Here is a 21,952-nt window from a genome sequence, read left to right on the forward strand (position 1 = left end):
GTCAGTTGAGTGACGGTTTTATTTCGGATTTTTAAAGCGACATCGATCAGCGAAAGATGTCCCGCGCCGAGAATCAGCAATCCGCAAAACTAAACTGTCATTAAAATGTTAATGAATGGAAATACTTAATAGTGTCAGGAATTCCTGTCGGCTGGAACACGGGTTCGTACGCCGGGTCCTGAGCTGATCTGGTTTGAATTCTGATCGAGTGCGCAGTGAACGGTTGCAAGGGGGAAGCGCCGATGGAACGTTTTTTTCGGCAAGTCCACAGAGTGACGAGCGCCGCCGCCTGCTTTGCCGGACTTGCGGCAGTTGTTGGTTCACTGTCCATCGCTCCTGCAGCCACGGCCGAGCCCATTCGCGGCGCCGGCTCCACCTTCGCGGCACCCATCATCGCGAAGTGGGCAGAGATCTACGAGAAGGCGCGGATGGATGACGGCGACTTCAGCTCACCCGACTGGACGGTAGACTACGAGCTCGTCGGTTCGTTGGCAGGTCTGATGCGCCTTGATCAGCCGGAGCTGGATTTCGCTGCGACCGATGTGCCTGTCTCCCACGACGAGCTTTTGAAGCATGGTCGCCAGCAGTTTCCGATCGTGCTCGGCAGCGTGGCGATTGCCGTCAATCTTGACGGTATCGACAAGGGCCGTATCAACCTGACTGGCCCGCTGCTTGCGAATATCTATCTCGGCAAGATCCAGTCGTGGGCTGACCCTGCCATCAAGGCGATCAACCCGGAGATCAGCCTTCCCGATCAGAAAATCAGTCCGGTTACCCGCAAGGACGGATCAGGCACCACCTTCATGTTCACCGAATTCCTGTCCTCGGCAAGCCCGGAATGGAAGGCGGCACATGGAGCGGATACGCTGATCGCCTGGCCTGTGGGGACGAGTGTCGAGGGAACCGGAGATCTCATTCGCGCGGTGCAGGCAACCAAGGGGGCGATCGCCTATGCCGATTTTGGCCAGGTCGAGCGTGCAAACCTGCCCTATGCCGCTGTTCAGAACAAATCCGGCCAGTTCGTAAAACCGGGACCGGATGGCGTGCGGGCTGCGGCCAGCACCGCCTCATGGGATGAAGCGAAAGCTTTTTCGGTGTCGCTCACGGATCAACCGGGAGAGGCGGCCTATCCGATCAGCGGGGCGACATTTGCTGTCGTTCCAATGAAGGGACAGGCGCCCAATCGCTATCGCCGCGTGCATGATTTTTTCCGCCTGGCGTTCGAGACAGGCAGTAAGGACGCCGAGGCGATGGGCTATGTGCCTTTGCCGCCGCAGCTCGTCAGTCAGATCGTCAAATACTGGCTGAAGCAGGATGCATCCGCGAGCCAGTAATTCGTTCGCGCATGATACGCGGTCGGGACATCCCTGACTGTATGAAATCGGGCATATGAGTGAGGCGCGGGGGCGCCGTTGAAGCGCGCCATTTTGGCGCCAAGGGGGTAAGGCGTAATGAACATCGACATTTTCAAGGATATTCTCGTGCCTGTTATCGGCGGGCTGGGGATATTCATGCTCGGTCTGGAGTTCATGTCGAACGGCATCCAGGCACTCTCCGTCAACAAGATGCGCGCATTTCTCGCGAGAGCCGCAGGCACGCCGATCAAGGGCGTTATCGCGGGAACGCTCATCACCGGTGTCATCCAGTCATCGACGGCAATGACGGTCATGGTCGTCGGCCTCGTCAATGCCGGCGTTGTCGGATTGCGTCCGGCGATCAGCGTCATCATGGGCGCCAACATCGGGACGACGCTCGGAAACGGCCTGATCGCCTTGCCGCTGGGGCCTCTTGGCCTGATCTTTGCGGGCGTTTTTTCGCTGGTCTACTGCTTTGCCAAGAGCGAGCGGATCCGCAACGTCGCGCTTGCCTGCATGGGCTTCGCGCTGATTTTCTACGGTCTCAATCTGATGACCGGCGGCCTTCGACCGCTGCGCAACATACCGGAGGTCATGGATGTTCTGTCGACGCTGACCGCCGACTCCTATTACAACCTGATCAAATGCGTGCTGATCGCCGCCGGCGTCACCGCGATGATCCACTCCTCGTCGGCGACGATCGGTATCGTCATGGGGCTCGGTGCGGCCGGTGTCCTTGACTGGACGACGGCGGTTGCCTTCTCGCTGGGTGCGGATCTCGGAACCACGATCACCTCCTGGATTGCCTCGCTCAATCTGTCGAAGAACGCCAAACGCGCTGCCTATGCCCATATGTCCTTCAACATTATCGGCGTCTGCATAACGGTGCCCTTGTTCTTCGTCTCGATCGACGTTCTGGCATGGGCGATGCAGTGGTTCGGCGGCGATCCCGGCGTTCCGGTCGTGGTCGAGGGCAAGGAGACATTTCCGCTGGTTCCGGTCGCTGTCGGTCTCTATTCGACCTTCTTCAACGTCTTCAACACGGCGCTGCTGTTTCCCTTCGTCAGCGTCTTCGAACGTGTCTTGTCGCGCATCGGCCGCATCGACGCCGAGGATGTGGAAGATTATTCGACGCCGAAATTCCTCGACCGCAAGCTCACAGGCGACTTCGCGCGGGCCGTTCCGGCCGTCCAGCAGGAGACCGCGCGTCATCTGCAGGCCGGCGCGATGTTCCTGGATATTGCCCGATCCGCCAAGTCGGCGCCATCAGATCCGGGCGATCATTATCTTGCCACCGATATCCTCAGCCGTGACATTCGCGATTATACCGCATCGCTGATGAAGGAGGATCTGCCTTACGAGCAACTCGATCTGGTCGCCAGCCTGATCGAGGAGGCGGATTTCACCGCTGCGTTGACGGAATCGATGCATCAGGTCGCGCGGCGCGTGAAGCGTGAAAAATTCAGCGAACCCGCTTTGGCGATCGTCAATCTTGCACTGAGCAAGCTCGATGCCTCTTTGCAGGATATCATGCCCGACTATGGCGTGGTTCGTCCCTCCATGCCGGCCGGCCATGTCAGCCTTCCCAACGTCACCGAACTGCGGGAACAGACACTGGCACTTGGCCCGAATGCCGGTGCGGCCGAACGCGGCACGATCCTGGCGCTTCTCGGCTCGGTCGAGCGCGCGGAGATTCTGATCCGCCGCATCGACGAGGAGCGCAAATCCGTGAACCGCCAGAGCGTTTTGTCACGGGTTTCGCAGAAACGGGAACGACAGGCACGTCCTCCGCTGGACGAGGGCGGGTTGAGCCCGATGCCGGCTGAATAACGGCCATTGTCGTCGCGATCCTTGCGTGGCATCTTCCCGCCGGAGGATGCCACGTTTCGTTGATTGGTTTTCCGTTTTTCACTGCGTAAGTCTGTCTTCCCGACGGAGGCTCGAATGAGTGTTGGCCTGATCGCCCTTCTTGATGATATCGCGGCATTGGCCAAAGTGGCTGCGGCGTCGCTCGACGACATTGCCGGCCAGGCGGCCAAGGCGGGCGCGAAAGCGGCTGGTGTCGTCATTGACGATGCGGCGGTCACGCCGCGTTACGTCACCGGATTTTCGGCAGCGCGCGAACTGCCGATCATCGGCAGGATCGCGCTCGGCTCGCTGAAGAACAAGCTGCTGATCCTGCTTCCCGCAGCGCTTATCCTGAGTCTTGTCGCCCCGCAGGCGATCACGCCGCTGCTGATGATCGGCGGGCTTTACCTCTGCTACGAAGGCGTGGAAAAAGTCTACGGACTGGTGCTGCCGCATGCGGCCCACGCCCATGAATCGGCACTCGAGGCGACGAGCCTCGATGCCAAATCGGTAGAAGACGAAAAGGTCGCCGGTGCAATCAAGACGGATTTCATCCTGTCGGCCGAAATCATGGCGATTACGCTCGCCGCGGTGCCGTCAGGCGGCATGTTCACGCAGGCCCTCATCCTCGCCGTCGTGGGACTGGGCATCACGGTTTTGGTCTATGGCGGCGTGGCGCTTATCGTCAAGGCCGATGATCTGGGTCTGATGCTGGCGCGTGTGCGCACGGCCTCTCCGATCGGCGCCTTCTTGCGTGCGATCGGAAAGGGGCTTGTCACAGGCATGCCTTATTTTCTGAAATTGCTCGGCATCGTCGGCACGGCCGCCATGATCTGGGTCGGCGGCGGCATCATCGTTCACGGCCTCGAATCCTATGGCCTCGGCGGCCTTGCACATCTGATCCATGATGCCGGGGAGGCGACCGCGCATGCCATTCCCGCTCTGGCATCCGTGGTCAGTTGGATCGTCGAGGCCGCGGGAGCGGGCATCGTCGGTATCGTCGCCGGCTTGATCGCTATTCCGGTCGCCGGCTACATCGTCTCGCCGATCTGGCGGTACCTCAAATCGCTCCTGCCGCGCCGCCGGAAAGAGGCGTTGGCGGACGGGAAGAAATGAAGCCCATCGGCGAGCAAGGCGTCATATCCAGCGGGCGCGCTTGAAACGGATGAAAAGTGCGATGCACATGACGGCGATGACTGCCAGGACGATAAAATAACCGTAGCTGGTTTTCAGCTCGGGCATATTGTCGAAATTCATGCCGTAGATGCCGGCGATTGCCGTTGGAACGGCGAGAATAGCAGCCCAGGCCGCTAGCTGCCGAGTGATCGTGCCCTGTCTTTGCTGTTCAAGCAGATTGCTCGCTTCGAAAACCGATGTGATCACGTCGCGCAAGCTTGCAACCATCGTCTCGACACGGTGCATGTGCTGAAGCGCATCGCGGAAATAGGGCTTCGCTTCCTTGTCAAGCGACGGCAGGTCGAGATGGTAGAGCTTGCCGCAAAGGTCCAGCATCGCATCCAGCACCCGCTGAAACAGAATGACTTCCCGGCGCAACTTGAAAATCCGGGCGATCTGGCTGCGGTCGAGAAACGCATCGAGCATTTTTCGTTCCATCTCGAGAACGGAATCCTCGATCGTGCGCACGATGGGAAGATAGCCGTCGATAATGAAATCGAGAATGGCATGCAGAATGTAGTCGGTGCCATGGCAGAGCGTCTGCGGCGATGTCTCCAGCCGGCCGCGCAGCTCTCCGTGCCCCCGCTCCGACCCATTGCGGACGGTGATGATATAGCGCTTGCCGACGAAAATTGCGGTTTCCCCGTAGGTAATATGGTCCGCCTCGAGCTGTGCCGTCTTTGCGATGACGAACAGCTGGTCGTCATAAACGCTGAGCTTCGGCATCTGCAGAGAACTGAGCGCATCGGCGATCGAGAGTTCGTGAAGGCCAAAACGGCCTTGCAGCAGCAGGAGTTCGTCCCGGCTAGGCTTGTGCAGCCCGATCCAAATGAATTCGTTGTCCGTCGCCGGAATGGAGGCCGCCTCGAAAGGTATGGCCTCGACCCGCCGTCCGTTGCGATAGAGATAGGATGCGGCAACGCTCATGCGGGCTCCCGGGTTACCACGCTCATGATGCCCTCATGGTATGCGTGACTGAAGATTGATACCCACAATGTTACGATCCTTTTGTGACTATCCAGCCTCGCCTATTTCGCCAGCGCCTGCTGCAGGGCGATCGCCCCGTGCGGCGCATTGACCTTGCCCTCATGGATCATGAAGGCGAAGACGTCGCGCGGCTCGGTCTTCACCTTGCGATCTCCATCGATCAGCGGCAGGTCATCAGGAACTTTGCCCTCAGCCCAGGTCTCCAGCCGGCCTGCCCAGGCCTTCAAGTCCTTTTCCGAATAGCAGGTCGGAATATCGTCCGAACCCTTCTGCAGCCGCGCATAGACGAAGTCGGCCGTCACGTCGGCGATCATCGGATATTCGAAATGTTCGGCGCAAACAGGCGCCACGCCATATTTCGAAAGCAGCGCCACGAACTCCGGCACCTTGAAGGAATCGTGCCGTACCTCGACCACGTGGCGGAGCGTCAGCCCGTCCTGTTTTGCCGGCAGCAGCTTCAGGAAGGCTTCGAAATCGTCTGCATCGAACCTCTTCGTCGGCGCGAACTGCCAGAGCAGCGGCCCGAGATGATCGCCGAGTTCGCTGATGCCCGATGACAGGAACCGCTCCATCGATTCACCGGCTTCGGCAAGCACCCGCCGATTGGTGACGAAACGCGTCGCCTTCAGCGAAAAGATGAAACCGTCGGGCACGTCAGCTGCCCATTTGGCGAAGACCGCGGGCTTCTGCGTGCTGTAATAGGTGCCGTTGACCTCGATGACCTTCAGCTGGCGGCTGGCGTAATTCAGCTCGTCCTTCTGCTTCACGTCATCGGGAAAGAAATGCCCGCGCCAGGGCTCGAAGGTCCAGCCGCCGATGCCGGTGCGGATAGTGCCGGATTTCGTCATGTCGTCCTCCCCATTCGCAGCCGCTCAGGCCGCATCGATCTCTTTGGTCATGTCGACGAGTGTCCATCCTGGCCGATAAGGGTTCGGCCGGCGACCCGTTTCCTGAAACCCGAAGGCGCTGTAGAGCGCGATGTTCCGCTCCATCCGCGCATTCGTGTAGAGCCGGATCTCCGGCGCGGCCCATTCCCGCGCCTTTTCTTCCAGCCAGCGCAGCATCGCCAGCCCATGCCCGGCACCCTGAAAGGCCGGCGAGACCGCGATGCTGAACAGCATGAGGTGATCGGAATGCTGCTCGACGACCACCAAGCCGGCCGTTTGTCTGCCGATCTCGCGCAGCCAGACCTCGCCGCGTTCGATCCGCGGCGTGTAATCCTCCGTCACTGGGATCGGCGGAACGCCGAAAAGTTCGCTATAGGGCCGGTAGGCGGCGGTTGTCAGTGTCGCGATCGTTTCCAGATCATCGGGCGATGCTGGCCTCATCGTCATTCAGCCGCAACCGCCTTCTTCACCGGCCGCCGTTCCAGCAATTCCTTCAGGAAGTGTCCGGTATAGGACCGCTTCTCCTTGACGATCGCTTCCGGCGTGCCGACAGCCACGATCTCGCCGCCGCCATCGCCGCCTTCAGGACCGAAATCAAGCACCCAGTCGGCGGTCTTGATGACTTCGAGATTGTGCTCGATCACCACCACCGAATTGCCTTGGTTGACCAGTTCGTGCAGCATTTCGAGCAGCTTGGCGACGTCGTGAAAATGCAGGCCGGTCGTGGGTTCGTCGAGAATGTAGAGCGTGCGCCCCGTCGAGCGTTTCGACAGCTCCTTGGCAAGCTTGACGCGCTGCGCCTCGCCGCCCGAGAGCGTATTCGCCTGCTGGCCGACCTTGATGTAACCGAGGCCGACATCCTTCAGCGATTGCAGCTTATCGCGCACGGCAGGCACCGCCGCGAAGAAATCGACGCCTTCCTCCACCGTCATGTCGAGCACGTCGGCGATCGATCTCTGTTTGAAGGTGACGTCGAGTGTCTCGCGATTGTAGCGCTTGCCGTGGCAGACGTCGCAGGTGACGTAGACGTCGGGCAGGAAGTGCATCTCGATCTTGATGACGCCGTCGCCCTGGCATGCCTCGCAGCGCCCGCCCTTGACGTTGAAGGAGAAGCGGCCGGGCTGGTAGCCGCGTGCCTTCGCCTCCGGCAGGCCGGCGAACCAGTCGCGGATCGGCGTGAAGGCGCCGGTATAGGTCGCCGGGTTCGAGCGCGGCGTGCGGCCGATTGGCGATTGGTCGATATCGATCACCTTGTCGATATGCTCGAAGCCGTCGATGCGGTCGTGATCGGCCGGGTTTTCACGCGCGCCCATGACGCGGCGCGCGGCCGATTTATAGAGCGTCTCGATCAGGAAGGTGGATTTGCCGCCGCCGGAAACGCCGGTCACCGCCGTGAACACCCCGAGCGGGATCGACGCCGTGACATTCTTGAGATTGTTGCCGCGCGCCCCGACCACCTTGATCTCGCGGCCCTTCTTCGGCTTGCGGCGCTCGCCAGGAACGGGAACGCCAAGTTCGCCGGAAAGATATTTGCCGGTCAGCGAGTTCGGACTGTCCATAATGTCCTGCGGCGTACCATGAGCAATGACCTGACCGCCGTGAATGCCGGCAGCCGGGCCGATATCGACCACGTCGTCGGCCGTCATGATCGCATCCTCGTCATGTTCGACAACGATGACGGTGTTGCCGATGTCGCGCAGATGCTTCAGCGTGTCGAGCAGCCGGGCATTGTCGCGCTGATGCAGGCCGATCGACGGCTCATCGAGCACGTAGAGCACGCCGGTCAGCCCCGAGCCGATCTGCGAGGCTAGCCGGATGCGCTGGCTTTCTCCGCCCGACAAGGTGCCGGAATTGCGCGACAGGCTGAGATATTCCAGGCCGACATCGTTGAGGAAGCGCAGCCGGTCGCGGATCTCCTTGAGGATGCGCACGGCAATCTCGTTCTGCTTGGCGTTGAAGCTTGCCGGCAGCGTCTCGAACCAGTCGCGGGCGACGCGGATCGACATACCAGTCACTTCGCCGATATGCAGCGTGTCGATCTTCACCGCAAGCGCCTCGGGCTTCAGGCGGAAGCCGTTGCAGGAAGGGCAGGGGGCAGCCGACATGAAGCGCTCGATGTCTTCGCGCGCCCAGGCGGAATCGGTCTCCTTCCAGCGGCGCTCGAGATTGGTGATGATACCCTCGAAGTTCTTCTGCGTCGTATAGGAGCGGGCGCCGTCGGCGTAGTGGAATTCGATCTTGTCGTTGGTGCCATTGAGGATGACGTCCTTGGCCTCGTCGGAAAGATCGTTCCAGCGGGTGCCGAGCTTGAAGCCGTAATGTTTACCGAGCGCCTCCAGCGTCTGGTTGTAATAGGGCGAGGTCGACTTGGCCCAGGGCGCGATCGCGCCGTCCCTCAAAGTCCGTTCGGGCTCGGGCACGATCAGGTCCGGATCGATCTTCTGCTGGGCGCCGAGGCCGTCACAGGTCGGGCAGGCGCCGAACGGGTTGTTGAAGGAGAACAGCCTGGGTTCGATTTCGGGAATGGTGAAGCCGGAGACGGGGCAGGCGAACTTCTCCGAAAACAGCACACGTTCATGCGTCTCGTTCAGCGACTTGTTGGCCGAGCCGCCGGCCGAGGTCTCTTCCGGCGGCAGCGGCTTGTCGGCGAATTCGGCGACCGCCAGCCCGTCCGCGAGCTTCAGGCAGGTCTCCAGACTATCTGCCAGGCGCGCCGAGACATCCGAGCGCACGACGATGCGGTCGACCACCACGTCGATATCGTGCTTGTATTTTTTGTCGAGCACCGGCGCCTCGGCGATCTCGTAGAACTGCCCGTCGACCTTGACGCGCTGAAAGCCCTTCTTCATCAGCTCCGCCAGTTCCTTCTTGTATTCGCCCTTGCGCCCGCGCACGAGCGGCGCAAGGATATAAAGACGGGTGCCCTCGCCGAAATCGAGGATGCGGTCGACCATCTGGCTCACGGTCTGGCTCTCGATTGGCAGGCCGGTCGCCGGCGAATAGGGAACGCCGACGCGGGCAAAGAGCAGGCGCATGTAGTCGTAGATCTCGGTGACGGTGCCGACCGTCGAGCGCGGATTGCGCGAGGTGGTCTTCTGCTCGATCGAGATTGCCGGCGACAGCCCGTCGATCTGGTCGACATCGGGCTTCTGCATCATTTCGAGGAACTGCCGGGCATAGGCCGACAGGCTCTCGACATAGCGCCGCTGGCCCTCGGCATAGATCGTGTCGAAGGCGAGCGAGGATTTGCCGGAACCCGACAGCCCGGTCATGACGATCAGCTTGTTGCGCGGCAGATCGAGATCGATGCTCTTGAGATTATGCTCGCGCGCGCCGCGGATGGAGATCGTCTTCAGTTCGCTCATCGTCTCTGCTTTGGTTTTCTGGATGACAGCCCTTATTTAGTGATGCCGACGGGCGAGTCGAGGCTGAATATCCACAAGGGCTGAAGGTTTTCGATTCTGTTGACAGGATCATACGGATAAACTAGAACAAATAAAGAACAAAATTCCTGATGGATGCATGTGGCTTTCTGATGGATAAACATGTGGATTAAATGCCGCCCATGCGCATCGGCGGTCCGTGATGGTTTAAGGTGCGCCGATCGATTAAACGCCGCCGGGCAGGGCGGCAGGCAGGGTGAGAAGCATGGCTGGTAGTGTGAATAAGGTAATTCTGATTGGAAACGTCGGTGCAGACCCCGAAATCCGCCGCACTCAGGATGGCCGGCCGATCGCCAATCTTCGTATCGCGACCTCGGAGACCTGGCGCGACCGCAATTCCGGCGAGCGCCGTGAGAAGACCGAATGGCACACTGTCGTCGTCTTCAACGAGGGCCTCTGCAAGGTCGTCGAGCAATATGTGAAGAAGGGCGCCAAGCTCTATATTGAAGGCCAGTTGCAGACCCGCAAGTGGCAGGACCAGCAGGGCCAGGACCGCTACAGCACGGAAGTGGTGCTGCAGGGTTTCGGTTCGACGCTGACGATGCTCGACGGCCGCGGTGAAGGCGGCGGCGCAAGCGGCGGCCGTGGCAGTGCCGGTGGCGGCAACGATTATGGCGACGACTACGGCGCCCCGGCTCCCTCCTCATCGCCGAGCCGCGGCGGTGGCGGCGGCAACTTCTCGCGGGATCTCGACGATGATATCCCGTTTTGATCGGTAGCCTTTTCTGACTTTGTAAAAGACGTGAGAGAGCATGATGCCTTGGATGGCGTCATGCTCTTTTTCTTTGATTTCGCGGCAGATCATTCAGGCCGGATCGGCCTCAATCATCTACGGCCGTTTTCAATGCGGCGTCGCGCTGATGAGATTGAGCGCCGATTTTGCGCCGTCGACGACGAATTGGGCGGCAAGGGCGGCGAGGATGACGCCGAGGAGGCGTGTCAGGATGGCCCGGCCGGTGACGCCGAGGAAACGGTCCAGCCTTTCGGCGACGAGCAGCATGAGGAAGGTCAGCAACAGATTGGCGGCAAGGACGCCGATCAGCTGCGCCTTTCCGACGGAGGTCGCTAGCGTGCCGGCCAGCAGGATCGTCGCCGAGATCGCGCCCGGGCCGGCGATCAGCGGCAAGGCGAGGGGAAAGACGGCGATATTCTCGATATGATCCTTGGTGATCGCCACCTCCGTGGCCTTTTCCTTGCGGTCCTGGCGCTTCTCGAACACCATCTCGAAGGCGATCCAGAAGAGCAGCAGTCCGCCGGCGATGCGGAAGGCGCCGATCGAGATCCCGAGTACGCCGAGCACGCCGGCGCCGAACAGCGCGAAGACGGCGAGGATGATGAAGGCGATGACCGAACCACGCAGTGCCACCTGCGTGCGCTCGGTACGGCTCATGCCTGTCGTCAGGCCGAGAAAGATCGGTGCGAGCCCCGGCGGATCGATGGTGACGAGAAGCGTCGTGAAGGCGTTGATCAATTGGTCGGCGCTTGCCATCGGCTCTCCGGAACCCCATATAAGTGCGTGGTTTTTATGATTGTGAAGCGGGGATTCCGATTTGGCAAATATCCCGCGGCGGGCTGCGGCGGATTCGTCGGGCCCAGCCGCGCAACTTGCATGTTTTACCCTCTTTAAGCCGCAAAAGCCTGTTCAAAACGCGCTGTGAAATTGGCGCGGGAACAGGCTTTCCGCTATAAATCTTCAAGTGATTCTAGAAGAGATCGTGATCTGTTTTGACTGAGCAAACACCCCCCGGCGGCGGGAAGCTCCCGCCAGGCATCGAGCCCATCTCCATCATGGAGGAAATGCAGCGGTCGTATCTCGATTACGCCATGAGCGTCATCGTCAGCCGCGCGCTCCCCGACGTGCGCGACGGCCTGAAGCCCGTGCACCGGCGCATCCTCTACGGCATGTCCGAGCTCGGCATCGACTGGAACAAGAAATACGTCAAATGCGCCCGCGTCACCGGTGACGTGATGGGTAAATTCCATCCGCACGGCAATTCCGCGATCTATGATGCGCTCGCCCGCATGGCGCAGCCCTGGTCGCTGCGTCTGCCGCTGATCGATGGTCAGGGCAATTTCGGCTCGGTCGATGGTGATCCGCCGGCGGCCGAACGTTATACCGAATGCCGCCTCGAAAAGGCTGCCCACTCGCTGCTCGACGATCTCGACAAGGAAACCGTCGATTTCCGCGACAACTACGACGGCACGCTCTCCGAGCCGGTCGTGGTGCCCGCCAAATTCCCGAACCTGCTCGTCAACGGCGCCGGCGGCATCGCCGTCGGCATGGCGACCAACATCCCGCCGCACAACCTCTCCGAAGTCATCGACGGCTGTATCGCGCTGATCGACGATCCGGCCATCGAGCTGCCGGAGCTGATACAGATCATTCCCGGTCCCGACTTCCCGACGGGTGCGAAGATCCTCGGCCGTGCCGGCATCCGCTCGGCTTATGAGACCGGCCGCGGCTCCGTCATCATGCGCGGCGTTGCCGCCATCGAGCCGATGCGCGGTGACCGCGAGCAGATCATCATCACCGAGATTCCCTATCAGGTGAACAAGGCGACGATGATCGAGAAGATGGCCGAGCTGGTGCGCGACAAGCGCATCGAAGGCATCTCCGATCTGCGCGACGAATCCGACCGCCAGGGTTATCGCGTCGTCGTCGAGCTGAAACGCGATGCCAATGCCGAGGTCATCCTCAACCAGCTTTATCGTTATACGCCGCTGCAGACGTCCTTCGGCTGCAACATGGTGGCGCTGAACGGCGGCAAGCCCGAGCAACTGACCCTGCTCGACATGCTTCGCGCTTTCGTGTCCTTCCGCGAGGATGTCGTTAGCCGGAGAACGAAATTCCTGCTGCGCAAGGCGCGTGACCGCGCCCATGTGTTGGTCGGTCTCGCCATTGCCGTCGCCAATATCGATGAGGTCATCCGCGTCATCCGCCAGGCGCCCGATCCGCAGTCGGCCCGCGAAGAATTGATGACCCGCCGTTGGCCGGCGGCAGATGTCGAAAGCCTGATCCGTCTGATCGACGATCCGCGCCACCGCATCAATGACGACCTGACCTACAACCTCTCCGAAGAGCAGGCCCGCGCCATCCTCGAACTGCGCCTGGCCCGCCTGACGGCGCTTGGCCGCGACGAAATCGGCGACGAACTCAACAAGATCGGCGAGGAAATCAAGGATTATCTCGATATTCTCTCCTCGCGCGTCCGCATCCAGACTATCGTCAAGGATGAACTCATCGCCGTCCGCGACGAGTTCGGCACGCCGCGCCGCACCGAGATCGTCGATGGCGGTCTCGAAATGGACGACGAGGACCTGATCGCCCGCGAGGACATGGTCGTCACCGTCTCGCATCTCGGTTATATCAAGCGTGTGCCGCTCACCACCTACCGCGCCCAGCGGCGCGGCGGCAAGGGCCGCTCCGGCATGACCACCCGCGACGAGGATTTCGTTAGCCGGCTATTTGTCGTCAATACCCATACGCCGGTTCTGTTCTTCTCCTCGCGCGGCATCGTCTACAAGGAGAAGGTCTGGCGCCTGCCGATCGGCACGCCGACCTCACGCGGCAAGGCGCTGATCAATATGCTGCCGCTCGCACCCGGCGAGCGTATCACCACGATCCTGCCCTTGCCCGAGGACGAGACGAGCTGGGACGATCTCGACGTCATGTTCTCGACGACGCGCGGCACGGTTCGCCGCAACAAGCTGTCGGACTTCGTCCAGGTCAACCGCAACGGCAAGATCGCCATGAAGCTCGAGGAGGAGGGCGACGAAATCCTCTCCGTCGAGACCTGCACCGAAGATGACGACGTACTTTTGACGACGGCGCTCGGCCAGTGCATCCGCTTCTCCGTCGACGACGTCCGGGTCTTTGCCGGCCGCAATTCGATCGGCGTGCGCGGCATCTCGCTTGCCGGCGGCGACCGCATCATCTCGATGACCATCGTGCGCCATGTCAACGCCGAACCTTGGGAACGCGCCGCCTATCTGAAGCGCGCCGCCAACGATCGGCGCCTGACGACGGGCGAGGCCGAGGAAATCGCGCTGGTCGGCGAGGAAGTCACCGAGGAAGGCCAGCTGAGCGATGAGCGTTACGAAGAGCTGAAGCTGCTCGAGCAGTTCGTGCTCACCGTCTCCGAGAAGGGCTTCGGCAAGCGTTCGTCCTCCTACGACTTCCGCATCTCCGGCCGCGGCGGCAAGGGCATCCGCGCCACCGACACGTCGAAGACCGGCGAGATCGGCGAGCTGGTCGCGGCCTTCCCTGTCGATGACGGCGATCAGATCATGCTGGTCTCCGATGGCGGTCAGTTGATCCGCGTGCCGGTCGGCGGCATCCGCATCGCCAGCCGCGCCACCAAGGGCGTTACCATCTTCTCGACGGCCAAGGATGAGAAGGTCGTCTCGGTCGAGCGCATCAGCGAGCCGGAGGAGGATGAGGTCGCGGAAGGCGCCCCTGCTACCGACGAAGGTGCTGCCGATGAAGGTGGCGGCGACGAGGCACCGATTGCCGATGGCGATCCGGCCGGGCCTGCCGAGGAATGATCAAATGAACGGGGCGGCTTCGAGCCGCCCTTTTCTTTTCAGATGGATGATGGTTCAGGACGACACCAAAGAAAAAGCCGGACGCTGGGTGCATCCGGCTTTGAATAGCCCTGGTGACGGAAGGGTGCCGCTCAAGGGTGGGAAGAGGAGAGAAAGGAACGTCAGAATGCTCTATGTTTTTCGTTCAGAGCCTTCACCTCTTCGCCTTCGCGCCGGAGCGCTGAAATCGTCGAGGCCACAGACACGATGAACATGACGCTGATAAGGGCGGTGAGCACTGTCAAGATCGTGAACATAGGCATTCCTTTCCTGGGGAGTTGCGTTCTCGCCCCTCAGTACTGGCCCAGCACGGCCGTACGGGCCGAAGCATAGGGACCATAAACCTTGGACGTATCGACCTTCTGATCATAGAGAGCGACAGTTGCGGTCAGCATGCCCGTGACCATTACCATCCAGAGCACGTTAATCATCGTAATCTTGCCGGGCATTTTTAATCCTTCCGCGCCGCTCTATGTATCGGTTGAATGAACGCATCCGTCTGTAAATGGTTCCGCCGGATGTTGATCGGGTGTTTACCAATGCCGATCTGAAGCGACCTTGAATGTCTCGTTCATCTGGCATTCAGATTCGAAGCTCGTTTTTCGCGCAGCCGGCCCTGAGCGCGAACGATCGCCGCATGCTCGGCAAGCTCCGGCCGCACCCAGCTCATCTCGTATCGATCGGCGAAATAGCCATAGGCCATCTCGGCGGCGAGGGAGGAAACGATGGCAAGCGCAACGAGCACGATCAGCATGGACATGGTCTTTCGGGGAGCGCCGGATGCCGGAATGGCATTGGCTGCTTTGATGATCGGAGTTAAGCAGATCCTGTCTGAAACGGTCTTGAACGGGCCATTCATCCGCCGTTTAACCGCCCGGCGCATAAGGTCCTTTACGCGTCTGAAAAGACGCGCGGCGCTCTGGCCGGAGCTGGGCAAATCACTTGCGGGAAGGCGGCATCCGTGACAAAAGGCGTCAAACCAACGGTCGGGCCAATGACGACAGCTTTCTATCCGGGGTCCTTCGACCCGATCACCAATGGGCATGTGGATGTTCTGGTCCAGGCTCTCAACGTCGCCGAAAAGGTGATCGTCGCGATCGGCATCCATCCCGGCAAGGCGCCGCTCTTCTCCTTCGAAGAGAGGGCCGAGCTGATCCGCCGTTCTCTGGCTCAAGCGCTGCCCGGCAAGACCGGCGATATTACCGTCGTCGCCTTCGACAATCTGGTCGTCGATGCCGCTCGCAGCCATGGCGCCACGCTGTTGATCCGCGGTCTTCGCGACGGCACCGACCTCGATTATGAAATGCAGATGGCCGGCATGAACCGGACGATGGCGCCCGATATCCAGACCATCTTTTTGCCGGCAGGCACGGCCTCGCGGCCCATTACCGCCACATTGGTCCGCCAGATCGCCGCCATGGGCGGCGATGTCAGCGCTTTCGTGCCTGCCGCCGTCTTGCAAGCCCTCACATCCAAGCGCCCAAACTAGTAAGACAAAGACTAGCAAGCGCAAAGACCAGGCGGACCCCGCCGCAATGGAGCTCATATGAAACTCTTCTATCTCGCATTTGCCGGCGTGTTGTATCTCGCCTCCTTCGCGGGGGATGCCTTCGCCGAGTCGGCCGATCATTATCTCACCATCGAGCTGAAGAATGGCCCGGTTGTCATCCAGCTCATGCCTGAGGTGGCGCCGAAGCATGTCGCTCAGATCGAGGCGCTGGCCAAGAAGGGCGAATACGATAACGTCGCCTTCCACCGCGTCATCGACGGCTTCATGGCTCAGACCGGCGACGTCAAATACGGCAACATGGAAAAGGGCTTCGATGCGAGCCTCGCCGGCACCGGCTCCTCGGATATGCCTGACATCCCGGCTGAATTCTCCAAGACCCCGTTCGTGCGCGGCACGGTCGGCATGGCTCGTTCGCAGGATCCGAATTCCGCCAATTCGCAGTTCTTCATCATGTTCGCCGAAGGCTCCTTCCTCAACGGCCAGTACACCGTCGTCGGCAAGGTCGTTTCCGGCATGGAGAACGTTGACAAGATCAAGCGCGGCGAAGGCCAGAACGGCGAAGTCAAAAGTCCCGACCGGATGATCAAGGTCACTTTGGGCAAGAAGTAAGTTACGAGAGAAAACGAGAGGAAAAGACAATGGCCGAGATCAAGGATCCCGAAAACACCGTCATTCTGGAAACCACCAAGGGCAAGGTTGTCATTCAGCTTTTGCCGCAGGTCGCCCCGGAGCATGTCGCCCGCATCAAGGAACTCGCTCGCGAGAAGGCCTATGACGGCGTCGTTTTCCACCGCGTCATCCAGGATTTCATGGCCCAGACGGGCGATGTCGAATTCGGCAAGAAGGGCTCGGAAACCTTCAATCCCAGTCGCGCCGGCATGGGCGGCTCCTCGAAGCCGGATCTGAAGGCCGAATTCTCTGCGACCACGCATACGCGCGGCACCTGCTCGATGGCCCGTTCGCAGAACCCGAACTCGGCCAATTCGCAGTTCTTCATCTGCTTCACCGACGCGCCCTGGCTGAACAAGCAGTATTCCGTCTGGGGCCAGGTCATCGAAGGGATGGACAACGTCGACAAGATCAAGCGCGGCGAGCCGGTTTCCGATCCGGACTCGATCGTCTCCATGCGGGTTGCCGCCGACGTCTGATTGTGATTTCTGCTGAAACCCGCCCTTGCGTGACTGCGCGAGGGCGGGTTTCGCTTTGAAAGTGCCCTGATGCGCGTAGACCTTTTCGATTTCGATCTGCCCGATGAACGCATCGCGTTGCGGCCCGCCGAGCCGCGCGACAGTGCGCGCCTGCTCGTCGTCGATCCGAATGCGGCAAACAGCCTTTCGGATCACAGCGTCGGCGATCTCACGTCCTTCCTGCAAGCGGGCGATGCGCTGGTCTTCAACGATACCAAGGTCATTCCTGCCCAGCTCGAGGGCATCCGCCATCGCGACGGCGCCGGCGGCCAACAGGTGTCGGCAACGCTGCATATGCGCACCGACCCCAGCCGCTGGAAGGCCTTCGCCAAGCCGGGCAAACGCATCAAACAGGGCGACCGCATCGCCTTCGGCCATTCCGGCGAAAGCTGCTTCCTCGGCTCGCTCGATGCCACTGTCGAGGAGAAGGGCGAGGCCGGCGAGGTGACGCTGCTGTTCGATCTCTCAGGCCCGGCGCTTGACCAGGCGATCGCCGCCGTCGGCCATATCCCGCTGCCACCCTATATCGCCGCCAAGCGCCGCGAGGACGAGCGCGACCGCGCGGATTACCAGACGATCTATGCTCGCGAGGAGGGCGCCGTTGCAGCCCCCACCGCCGGCCTGCATTTCACACCCGGCCTGTTCGAAGCCCTCGACAAAGCCGGCATCGAACGCCATTTCGTCACGCTGCATGTCGGTGCCGGCACCTTCCTGCCGGTCAAGGCCGACGATACCGCCGATCACCGGATGCATCTAGAAAGCGGCACCGTCAGCGCTGAGACGGCGGCGCGGCTGAACGCCGTCAAGGCAAACGGCGGGCGCATCGTCTGTGTCGGCACGACCTCGTTGCGGCTCATCGAGAGTGCCGCCGAGGAAAGCGGAGAGATCAAGCCCTGGGCCGGCGCTACCGGCATCTTCATCACGCCTGGTTACCGCTTCAAGGCGGTCGACATGCTGATGACCAATTTCCACCTGCCGCGCTCGACGCTGTTCATGCTGGTCTCGGCCTTTGCCGGCTTCGAGACCATGCACGCGGCTTATAAACACGCCATTTCGACGGGCTACCGCTTCTACTCTTACGGCGACGCGAGCCTTCTTTTCCGGAAAGACAAATGACAGACAACTTCCAATTCACCCTGAAGAAGACCGATGCCGGCGCCCGTCTAGGCCAGGTTTCCATGCCGCGCGGCGAGATCCGCACGCCGGCCTTCATGCCGGTCGGCACCGTCGGTACGGTCAAGGCGATGTATCTCGACCAGGTGCGCGAGACAGGCGCCGACATCATCCTCGGCAATACCTATCACCTGATGCTGCGCCCGACGGCCGAGCGCGTCGCCCGTCTCGGCGGCCTGCATAAGCTCATTCGCTGGGAGCACCCGATCCTCACCGATTCCGGTGGCTTCCAGGTCATGTCGCTGTCCGGCCTGCGCAAGCTCGACGAGCAGGGCGTCACCTTCAAGTCGCATGTCGACGGCAGCCTGCACCATATGTCGCCGGAACGCTCCATCGAAATCCAGGGGCTGCTCGGCTCCGACATCCAAATGCAGCTCGACGAATGCGTGGCACTGCCGGCCGAGCCGAAGGAGATCGAGCGCGCCATGGAAATGTCGCTGCGCTGGGCCGAGCGCTGCCGGGTCGCCTTCGGCGAGCAGCCCGGCAAAGCGATGTTCGGCATCGTCCAGGGCGGCGATATCCCGGCGCTGCGCATCCGCTCGGCCGAGGCGTTGAGCCAGCTCGACCTCAAGGGGTATGCCATCGGCGGCCTTGCCGTCGGCGAGCCGCAGGATGTCATGCTGCAAATGCTAGAAACAACGCTGCCGGTCCTTCCTCTGGAAAAGCCGCGTTACCTCATGGGCGTCGGCACACCGGACGATATCCTGAAATCGGTCGCCCGCGGCATCGACATGTTCGACTGCGTCATGCCGACCCGTTCCGGCCGCCATGGCCTGGCCTTTACCCGCCGCGGCAAGGTCAACATCCGCAATGCCCGCCATGCCGAGGATATGCGCCCGCTCGACGAACAGTCGAATTGCCCGGCCTCACGCGATTATTCGCGTGCCTATCTGCACCACCTCGTCCGCTCCAACGAGGCGCTCGGCGGCATGCTGCTCTCCTGGCACAATCTCGCCTATTACCAGGAACTGATGCAGGGCATCCGTAAGGCGATCGCCGAAGGCCGCTTCGCCGATTTCATGGCGGAAACGCAGGAGGAATGGGCGAGGGGCGATCTCGAACCCGTTTGATCCAATCAGACGAAGCTTGATCAGAGCGGGATCATATGCCCTTGCTGTCGGCGTCCGGCATGATCTGCACGCCGTTGATCCTGTAGCTGCCGTCCGGCTGGCGCATGATCTGGTAGATCGCCGTCCAGTCCTTGCCGTCGCGGCCTGAAATCAGCACCTCGTGATAGATCAGCGCGCCGTCGTCGATCGAGCGGCTGCGGCCGAAGGCGTAATTGCCAGGATGATAGACCGGCTCGTAGCTCTTCTTCACCATGGCGAAGAACAGATTTTTGTCGGGATACATCGCCTTGATGCCGGGGGCGGCGAAGGAATAGGCGGTCTCGGCATCGTCCTTGAGGAAGGCGTTGATCTGGTCCTCGATCATCGTCCGCGTCGTGTCGATCGGATCTTCGGCGCGGGCCGAGACAGGGGAGAGGAAGGACGCGGCACACAGAATAAGAACTGCGAAGAAGGCGCGCATGGGGTATCTCCGGCTCTATCGGGGAAGGATCGCCGATAGAGCAGAGTGTAGGCGATTTTCAGCGCAAGGAAAGTGGACTTTACGACCAGCGGCGGAAGAGGGCGCTGGCATTCACCCCGCCGAAGCCGAAACCGTTGGTAATGGCGTAGTCCATCGCCAGCGGCCGCGCCATCTTGCCGATGATATCGATGCCGTCGGCGGCCGGATCGGCCCGGTCGAGGTTGCGGGTCGGCGGTGCGATTTGGTCGCGCAGGGCAAGGATGGTGAAGATTGCTTCCAGGCCGCCGGCCGCCCCGAGCAGGTGGCCGGTCGCCGATTTCGTCGCGCTGATGGCGATGCCGCCGTTGCGGCCGAAAACCGTGCCGATCGCCGCGATCTCGCCCCTGTCACCGACCGGTGTCGAGGTCGCATGCGCGTTCAAATGCCCGACCGCCGAAGCCGGGATCTTCGCCTGCCTGAGTGCCGCCTCCATCGCCCGGCGCGCACCGTCGCCGTCTTCGGGGCCTGAGGTCATGTGGTAGGCGTCTGCAGCCGTGCCGTAGCCGACGAGTTCGGCGAGCGGTGTGGCGCCACGGGCAAGTGCGTGCTCCAGCGTTTCGACGACCAGGATGCCGGCGCCTTCGCCCATGACGAAACCGTCGCGGGCCGTGTCGAAGGGCCGTGACGCAAGTTCCGGTGTTTCGTTGAAGCCGGTGGAAAGCGCCCGCGCAGCGGCAAAGCCGCCGAGGCTCACCTTGTCGATGCAGGCCTCGGCACCGCCGCAGATCGCCACATCCGCTTCGCCGGAGTGGATCAGCCGCGCCGCATCGCCGATTGCCTGGACGCTGGCGGCACAGGCTGTCACCGGAGCCCCGAGCGGCCCCTTGAAGCCGTAGCGGATGCTGACCTGGCCGGCGGCGAGATTGACGAGGAAGGAGGGCACGGTGAAGGGCGACAGCCGCCGGACGCCGCGCGTTTCGCCGATCCGCACCGCTTCGGCGATCGCCGGAAAGCCGCCGACGCCCGACGCAATGATCGTTGCCGTGCGCTCGCGCTCGCCTTCATCAACGGGCATCCAGCCGGCCTGCCTCACCGCTTCTTCCGTCGCCGCCATGGCGAAGTGGATGAAGCGGTCCATCTTCTTCTGGTCCTTCGGCGTGATGTAACGGTCTGGGTCGAAACCAGCCTCTGCATCCTCAGCGATACCGGGAACGATGCCGCCGACCTTGGCCGAGAGTTCGCCGACGATATCCTCCGCCAGCACTCTCAGCCCCGAACCGCCACCGAGAAGGCGCTTCCAGGCAGGCTCGACGCCGGTGCCGAGTGGCGAGACAAGTCCCATGCCGGTGACAACGATGCGATCCATTGTATTTTCCTCTCTATCCGTCGATGCCGAGATACCAGGCGCGCATGCGGGCGATCCGTTCGCGCACCTCGTCGTCGGCGGCGGGGCCTGCAAGCAGGCTGGTGTTTTCGGGGGTCACTTCTTCGCCGGTCCGCGCATCGACCAGCATCGTCTCGCGCTTTTTGCCGGAAGCGGCATCGCCCAAGAGAAAGGCGAGATCCTCTTCCGGGATGTGCCGGCTTCCCCAGGAAAACAGCGTCATCAGAACGGGAAAGAAGTCACGGCCCTTGTCCGTCAGCCGATATTCGTAGCGGGCAGGGCGCTGATGGTAGAGCCGCCGTTCGAACAGCCCCTTTTCCGTCAGATGCTTGAGCCGCCGCGTCAGGATATTCGGCGCCACGCCGAGGCTTTTCTGGAATTCGTCGAAGCGCGAAAGCCCCTGGAAGGCGTCGCGCAGGATCAGCATGCTCCACCAGTCGCCGACGCTGTCGAGCGCGCGCGCCGCCGGGCATTTGAAATCGCTGAAGCTCGTTCGCTGCATGGCTGATGTCACTATAGCAGTGACTATCATCATGCAAGTTACTATCGGGACTCGCCCTCGAAAAACCGGGCGAGCAGGATGCCGGTGACCAGCATGCCGGCCGCGACGAAGATCGTATCACCAGGCGTACCGATATAGAGCGGCCCGATATTGGCAAAGAGCAGGAAGGCGATGAGGAAATTGGCCCAGCCCCAGACGACATTCGCCGTCGGCGAGCCGAGCTTTGTCCCTTGCGCGAAGGGGATGCGGAAGCGCCGGCCGCTGACGCCGTTGACGAAATGCGGGATGCCGTTGGTCAGAAATGCCGCGGCGATGAAATGGACGATATAGGCGATCCAGGGCAAAGGATTCTCCTGACCTGCACGGGTGGCGTCAACGGAGAATGTGGCCGGGATTCCGGCTCCGGC

22 protein-coding genes are annotated in these 21,952 nt (G+C 61.5%); 10 read left to right on the plus strand and 12 right to left on the minus strand.

The annotated features are described in order from the left end of the window. Positions 1–242 precede the first annotated feature (242 nt). From pstS to OIU37_RS02360, 3 genes are all read left to right on the plus strand, one after another. Positions 243–1,334 carry a phosphate ABC transporter substrate-binding protein PstS gene (gene pstS / locus OIU37_RS02350; protein WP_171602436.1) on the plus strand — a complete coding sequence of 364 codons (1,092 nt, stop codon included), beginning with the start codon at positions 243–245 and terminating at the stop codon, positions 1,332–1,334. A 117-nt stretch (positions 1,335–1,451) separates the two neighbouring features. Beyond that, positions 1,452–3,185, plus strand: a complete 1,734-nt coding sequence (locus OIU37_RS02355) for a Na/Pi cotransporter family protein (RefSeq protein WP_264255393.1) — start codon at positions 1,452–1,454, stop codon at positions 3,183–3,185. Between the two features lie 114 nt (positions 3,186–3,299). Beyond that, positions 3,300–4,319 carry a DUF808 domain-containing protein gene (locus OIU37_RS02360; RefSeq protein WP_180695147.1) on the plus strand — a complete coding sequence of 340 codons (1,020 nt, stop codon included), beginning with the start codon at positions 3,300–3,302 and terminating at the stop codon, positions 4,317–4,319. Between the two features lie 21 nt (positions 4,320–4,340). On the opposite strand, the gene corA is transcribed toward OIU37_RS02360, so the two are convergent. From corA to uvrA, 4 genes are all read right to left on the minus strand, one after another. Beyond that, a complete protein-coding gene (gene corA / locus OIU37_RS02365) occupies positions 4,341–5,306 on the minus strand; it encodes a magnesium/cobalt transporter CorA (protein ID WP_171602439.1) in 966 nt (321 codons plus the stop codon). A 101-nt stretch (positions 5,307–5,407) separates the two neighbouring features. Continuing rightward, the gene (locus tag OIU37_RS02370) at positions 5,408–6,214 is read right to left on the minus strand and encodes a DUF72 domain-containing protein (RefSeq protein ID WP_264255397.1); all 807 of its coding nucleotides are present in this window, start codon (positions 6,212–6,214) and stop codon (positions 5,408–5,410) included. Positions 6,215–6,238: 24 nt separating this feature from the next. Beyond that, entirely contained in the window at positions 6,239–6,700 is a 462-nt protein-coding gene (locus OIU37_RS02375; protein WP_180695145.1) for a GNAT family N-acetyltransferase, read from the minus strand. Then, positions 6,697–9,618: an excinuclease ABC subunit UvrA gene (uvrA, locus tag OIU37_RS02380; protein ID WP_180695144.1), complete on the minus strand. Its 2,922-nt coding sequence runs from the start codon at positions 9,616–9,618 to the stop codon at positions 6,697–6,699. The genes OIU37_RS02375 and uvrA overlap by 4 nt, the downstream gene beginning before the upstream one ends. A gap of 283 nt (positions 9,619–9,901) precedes the next feature. On the opposite strand from uvrA, the gene OIU37_RS02385 reads away from it, so the two are divergent. Next, the gene (locus OIU37_RS02385; protein WP_180695143.1) at positions 9,902–10,408 is read left to right on the plus strand and encodes a single-stranded DNA-binding protein; all 507 of its coding nucleotides are present in this window, start codon (positions 9,902–9,904) and stop codon (positions 10,406–10,408) included. 129 nt (positions 10,409–10,537) lie between these two features. Here OIU37_RS02385 and OIU37_RS02390 read toward each other — a convergent pair whose 3' ends face one another. After that, entirely contained in the window at positions 10,538–11,185 is a 648-nt protein-coding gene (locus OIU37_RS02390) for a MarC family protein (protein WP_171602443.1), read from the minus strand. Between the two features lie 236 nt (positions 11,186–11,421). On the opposite strand from OIU37_RS02390, the gene gyrA reads away from it, so the two are divergent. Further along, a complete protein-coding gene (gene gyrA, locus OIU37_RS02395) occupies positions 11,422–14,241 on the plus strand; it encodes a DNA gyrase subunit A (RefSeq protein ID WP_264255403.1) in 2,820 nt (939 codons plus the stop codon). A gap of 161 nt (positions 14,242–14,402) precedes the next feature. On the opposite strand, the gene OIU37_RS02400 is transcribed toward gyrA, so the two are convergent. From OIU37_RS02400 to OIU37_RS02410, 3 genes are all read right to left on the minus strand, one after another. After that, entirely contained in the window at positions 14,403–14,537 is a 135-nt protein-coding gene (locus OIU37_RS02400) for a hypothetical protein (RefSeq protein ID WP_018445350.1), read from the minus strand. Between the two features lie 36 nt (positions 14,538–14,573). Beyond that, positions 14,574–14,729 carry a hypothetical protein gene (locus OIU37_RS02405; RefSeq protein WP_003539654.1) on the minus strand — a complete coding sequence of 52 codons (156 nt, stop codon included), beginning with the start codon at positions 14,727–14,729 and terminating at the stop codon, positions 14,574–14,576. A gap of 122 nt (positions 14,730–14,851) precedes the next feature. Then, on the minus strand, positions 14,852–15,139 hold the full coding sequence (locus tag OIU37_RS02410; RefSeq protein WP_264255409.1) for a hypothetical protein: 288 nt from the start codon (positions 15,137–15,139) through the stop codon (positions 14,852–14,854). A 135-nt stretch (positions 15,140–15,274) separates the two neighbouring features. Between OIU37_RS02410 and coaD the strand changes: the two genes are divergently transcribed. The 5 genes from coaD to tgt all read left to right on the plus strand — a co-directional run bounded on the left by coaD (position 15,275) and on the right by tgt (position 19,220). Beyond that, on the plus strand, positions 15,275–15,769 hold the full coding sequence (coaD, locus tag OIU37_RS02415; protein WP_171602446.1) for a pantetheine-phosphate adenylyltransferase: 495 nt from the start codon (positions 15,275–15,277) through the stop codon (positions 15,767–15,769). Between the two features lie 57 nt (positions 15,770–15,826). Further along, positions 15,827–16,399 carry a peptidylprolyl isomerase gene (locus OIU37_RS02420; RefSeq protein WP_264255410.1) on the plus strand — a complete coding sequence of 191 codons (573 nt, stop codon included), beginning with the start codon at positions 15,827–15,829 and terminating at the stop codon, positions 16,397–16,399. A gap of 29 nt (positions 16,400–16,428) precedes the next feature. Continuing rightward, entirely contained in the window at positions 16,429–16,938 is a 510-nt protein-coding gene (locus OIU37_RS02425) for a peptidylprolyl isomerase (protein WP_003539661.1), read from the plus strand. 69 nt (positions 16,939–17,007) lie between these two features. Then, positions 17,008–18,093, plus strand: a complete 1,086-nt coding sequence (gene queA, locus OIU37_RS02430; protein ID WP_264255417.1) for a tRNA preQ1(34) S-adenosylmethionine ribosyltransferase-isomerase QueA — start codon at positions 17,008–17,010, stop codon at positions 18,091–18,093. Next, on the plus strand, positions 18,090–19,220 hold the full coding sequence (gene tgt, locus OIU37_RS02435) for a tRNA guanosine(34) transglycosylase Tgt (RefSeq protein ID WP_171602449.1): 1,131 nt from the start codon (positions 18,090–18,092) through the stop codon (positions 19,218–19,220). The genes queA and tgt overlap by 4 nt, the downstream gene beginning before the upstream one ends. Before the next feature lie 31 nt (positions 19,221–19,251). On the opposite strand, the gene OIU37_RS02440 is transcribed toward tgt, so the two are convergent. From OIU37_RS02440 to OIU37_RS02455, 4 genes are all read right to left on the minus strand, one after another. Then, complete coding sequence (locus tag OIU37_RS02440) at positions 19,252–19,680, minus strand: DUF4864 domain-containing protein (protein WP_138389192.1); 429 nt, start codon at positions 19,678–19,680, stop codon at positions 19,252–19,254. Positions 19,681–19,759: 79 nt separating this feature from the next. After that, a complete protein-coding gene (gene fabF / locus OIU37_RS02445; RefSeq protein WP_264255421.1) occupies positions 19,760–21,025 on the minus strand; it encodes a beta-ketoacyl-ACP synthase II in 1,266 nt (421 codons plus the stop codon). Between the two features lie 13 nt (positions 21,026–21,038). Beyond that, positions 21,039–21,545 carry a helix-turn-helix domain-containing protein gene (locus OIU37_RS02450; protein ID WP_171602452.1) on the minus strand — a complete coding sequence of 169 codons (507 nt, stop codon included), beginning with the start codon at positions 21,543–21,545 and terminating at the stop codon, positions 21,039–21,041. A gap of 41 nt (positions 21,546–21,586) precedes the next feature. Then, entirely contained in the window at positions 21,587–21,889 is a 303-nt protein-coding gene (locus tag OIU37_RS02455) for a hypothetical protein (RefSeq protein WP_264255423.1), read from the minus strand. Positions 21,890–21,952 lie beyond the last annotated feature (63 nt).

The sequence above is a fragment of the Rhizobium sp. BT-226 genome (assembly GCF_025847085.2).
GTDB classification, from domain to species: domain Bacteria; phylum Pseudomonadota; class Alphaproteobacteria; order Rhizobiales; family Rhizobiaceae; genus Rhizobium; species Rhizobium sophorae.

Bases quoted from the DNA above. Each gene is read 5' to 3' on its own strand.
- pstS (WP_171602436.1), top strand. From the start codon at position 243: ATGGAACGTTTTTTTCGGCAAGTCCACAGAGTGACGAGCGCCGCCGCC.
- OIU37_RS02355 (WP_264255393.1), top strand. From the start codon at position 1,452: ATGAACATCGACATTTTCAAGGATATTCTCGTGCCTGTTATCGGCGGG.
- OIU37_RS02360 (WP_180695147.1), top strand. From the start codon at position 3,300: ATGAGTGTTGGCCTGATCGCCCTTCTTGATGATATCGCGGCATTGGCC.
- corA (WP_171602439.1), bottom strand. From the start codon at position 5,306: ATGAGCGTTGCCGCATCCTATCTCTATCGCAACGGACGGCGGGTCGAG.
- OIU37_RS02370 (WP_264255397.1), bottom strand. From the start codon at position 6,214: ATGACGAAATCCGGCACTATCCGCACCGGCATCGGCGGCTGGACCTTC.
- OIU37_RS02375 (WP_180695145.1), bottom strand. From the start codon at position 6,700: ATGACGATGAGGCCAGCATCGCCCGATGATCTGGAAACGATCGCGACA.
- uvrA (WP_180695144.1), bottom strand. From the start codon at position 9,618: ATGAGCGAACTGAAGACGATCTCCATCCGCGGCGCGCGCGAGCATAAT.
- OIU37_RS02385 (WP_180695143.1), top strand. From the start codon at position 9,902: ATGGCTGGTAGTGTGAATAAGGTAATTCTGATTGGAAACGTCGGTGCA.
- OIU37_RS02390 (WP_171602443.1), bottom strand. From the start codon at position 11,185: ATGGCAAGCGCCGACCAATTGATCAACGCCTTCACGACGCTTCTCGTC.
- OIU37_RS02400 (WP_018445350.1), bottom strand. From the start codon at position 14,537: ATGTTCACGATCTTGACAGTGCTCACCGCCCTTATCAGCGTCATGTTC.
- OIU37_RS02405 (WP_003539654.1), bottom strand. From the start codon at position 14,729: ATGCCCGGCAAGATTACGATGATTAACGTGCTCTGGATGGTAATGGTC.
- OIU37_RS02410 (WP_264255409.1), bottom strand. From the start codon at position 15,139: ATGAATGGCCCGTTCAAGACCGTTTCAGACAGGATCTGCTTAACTCCG.
- coaD (WP_171602446.1), top strand. From the start codon at position 15,275: ATGACGACAGCTTTCTATCCGGGGTCCTTCGACCCGATCACCAATGGG.
- OIU37_RS02420 (WP_264255410.1), top strand. From the start codon at position 15,827: ATGAAACTCTTCTATCTCGCATTTGCCGGCGTGTTGTATCTCGCCTCC.
- OIU37_RS02425 (WP_003539661.1), top strand. From the start codon at position 16,429: ATGGCCGAGATCAAGGATCCCGAAAACACCGTCATTCTGGAAACCACC.
- queA (WP_264255417.1), top strand. From the start codon at position 17,008: ATGCGCGTAGACCTTTTCGATTTCGATCTGCCCGATGAACGCATCGCG.
- tgt (WP_171602449.1), top strand. From the start codon at position 18,090: ATGACAGACAACTTCCAATTCACCCTGAAGAAGACCGATGCCGGCGCC.
- OIU37_RS02440 (WP_138389192.1), bottom strand. From the start codon at position 19,680: ATGCGCGCCTTCTTCGCAGTTCTTATTCTGTGTGCCGCGTCCTTCCTC.
- fabF (WP_264255421.1), bottom strand. From the start codon at position 21,025: ATGGATCGCATCGTTGTCACCGGCATGGGACTTGTCTCGCCACTCGGC.
- OIU37_RS02450 (WP_171602452.1), bottom strand. From the start codon at position 21,545: ATGCAGCGAACGAGCTTCAGCGATTTCAAATGCCCGGCGGCGCGCGCG.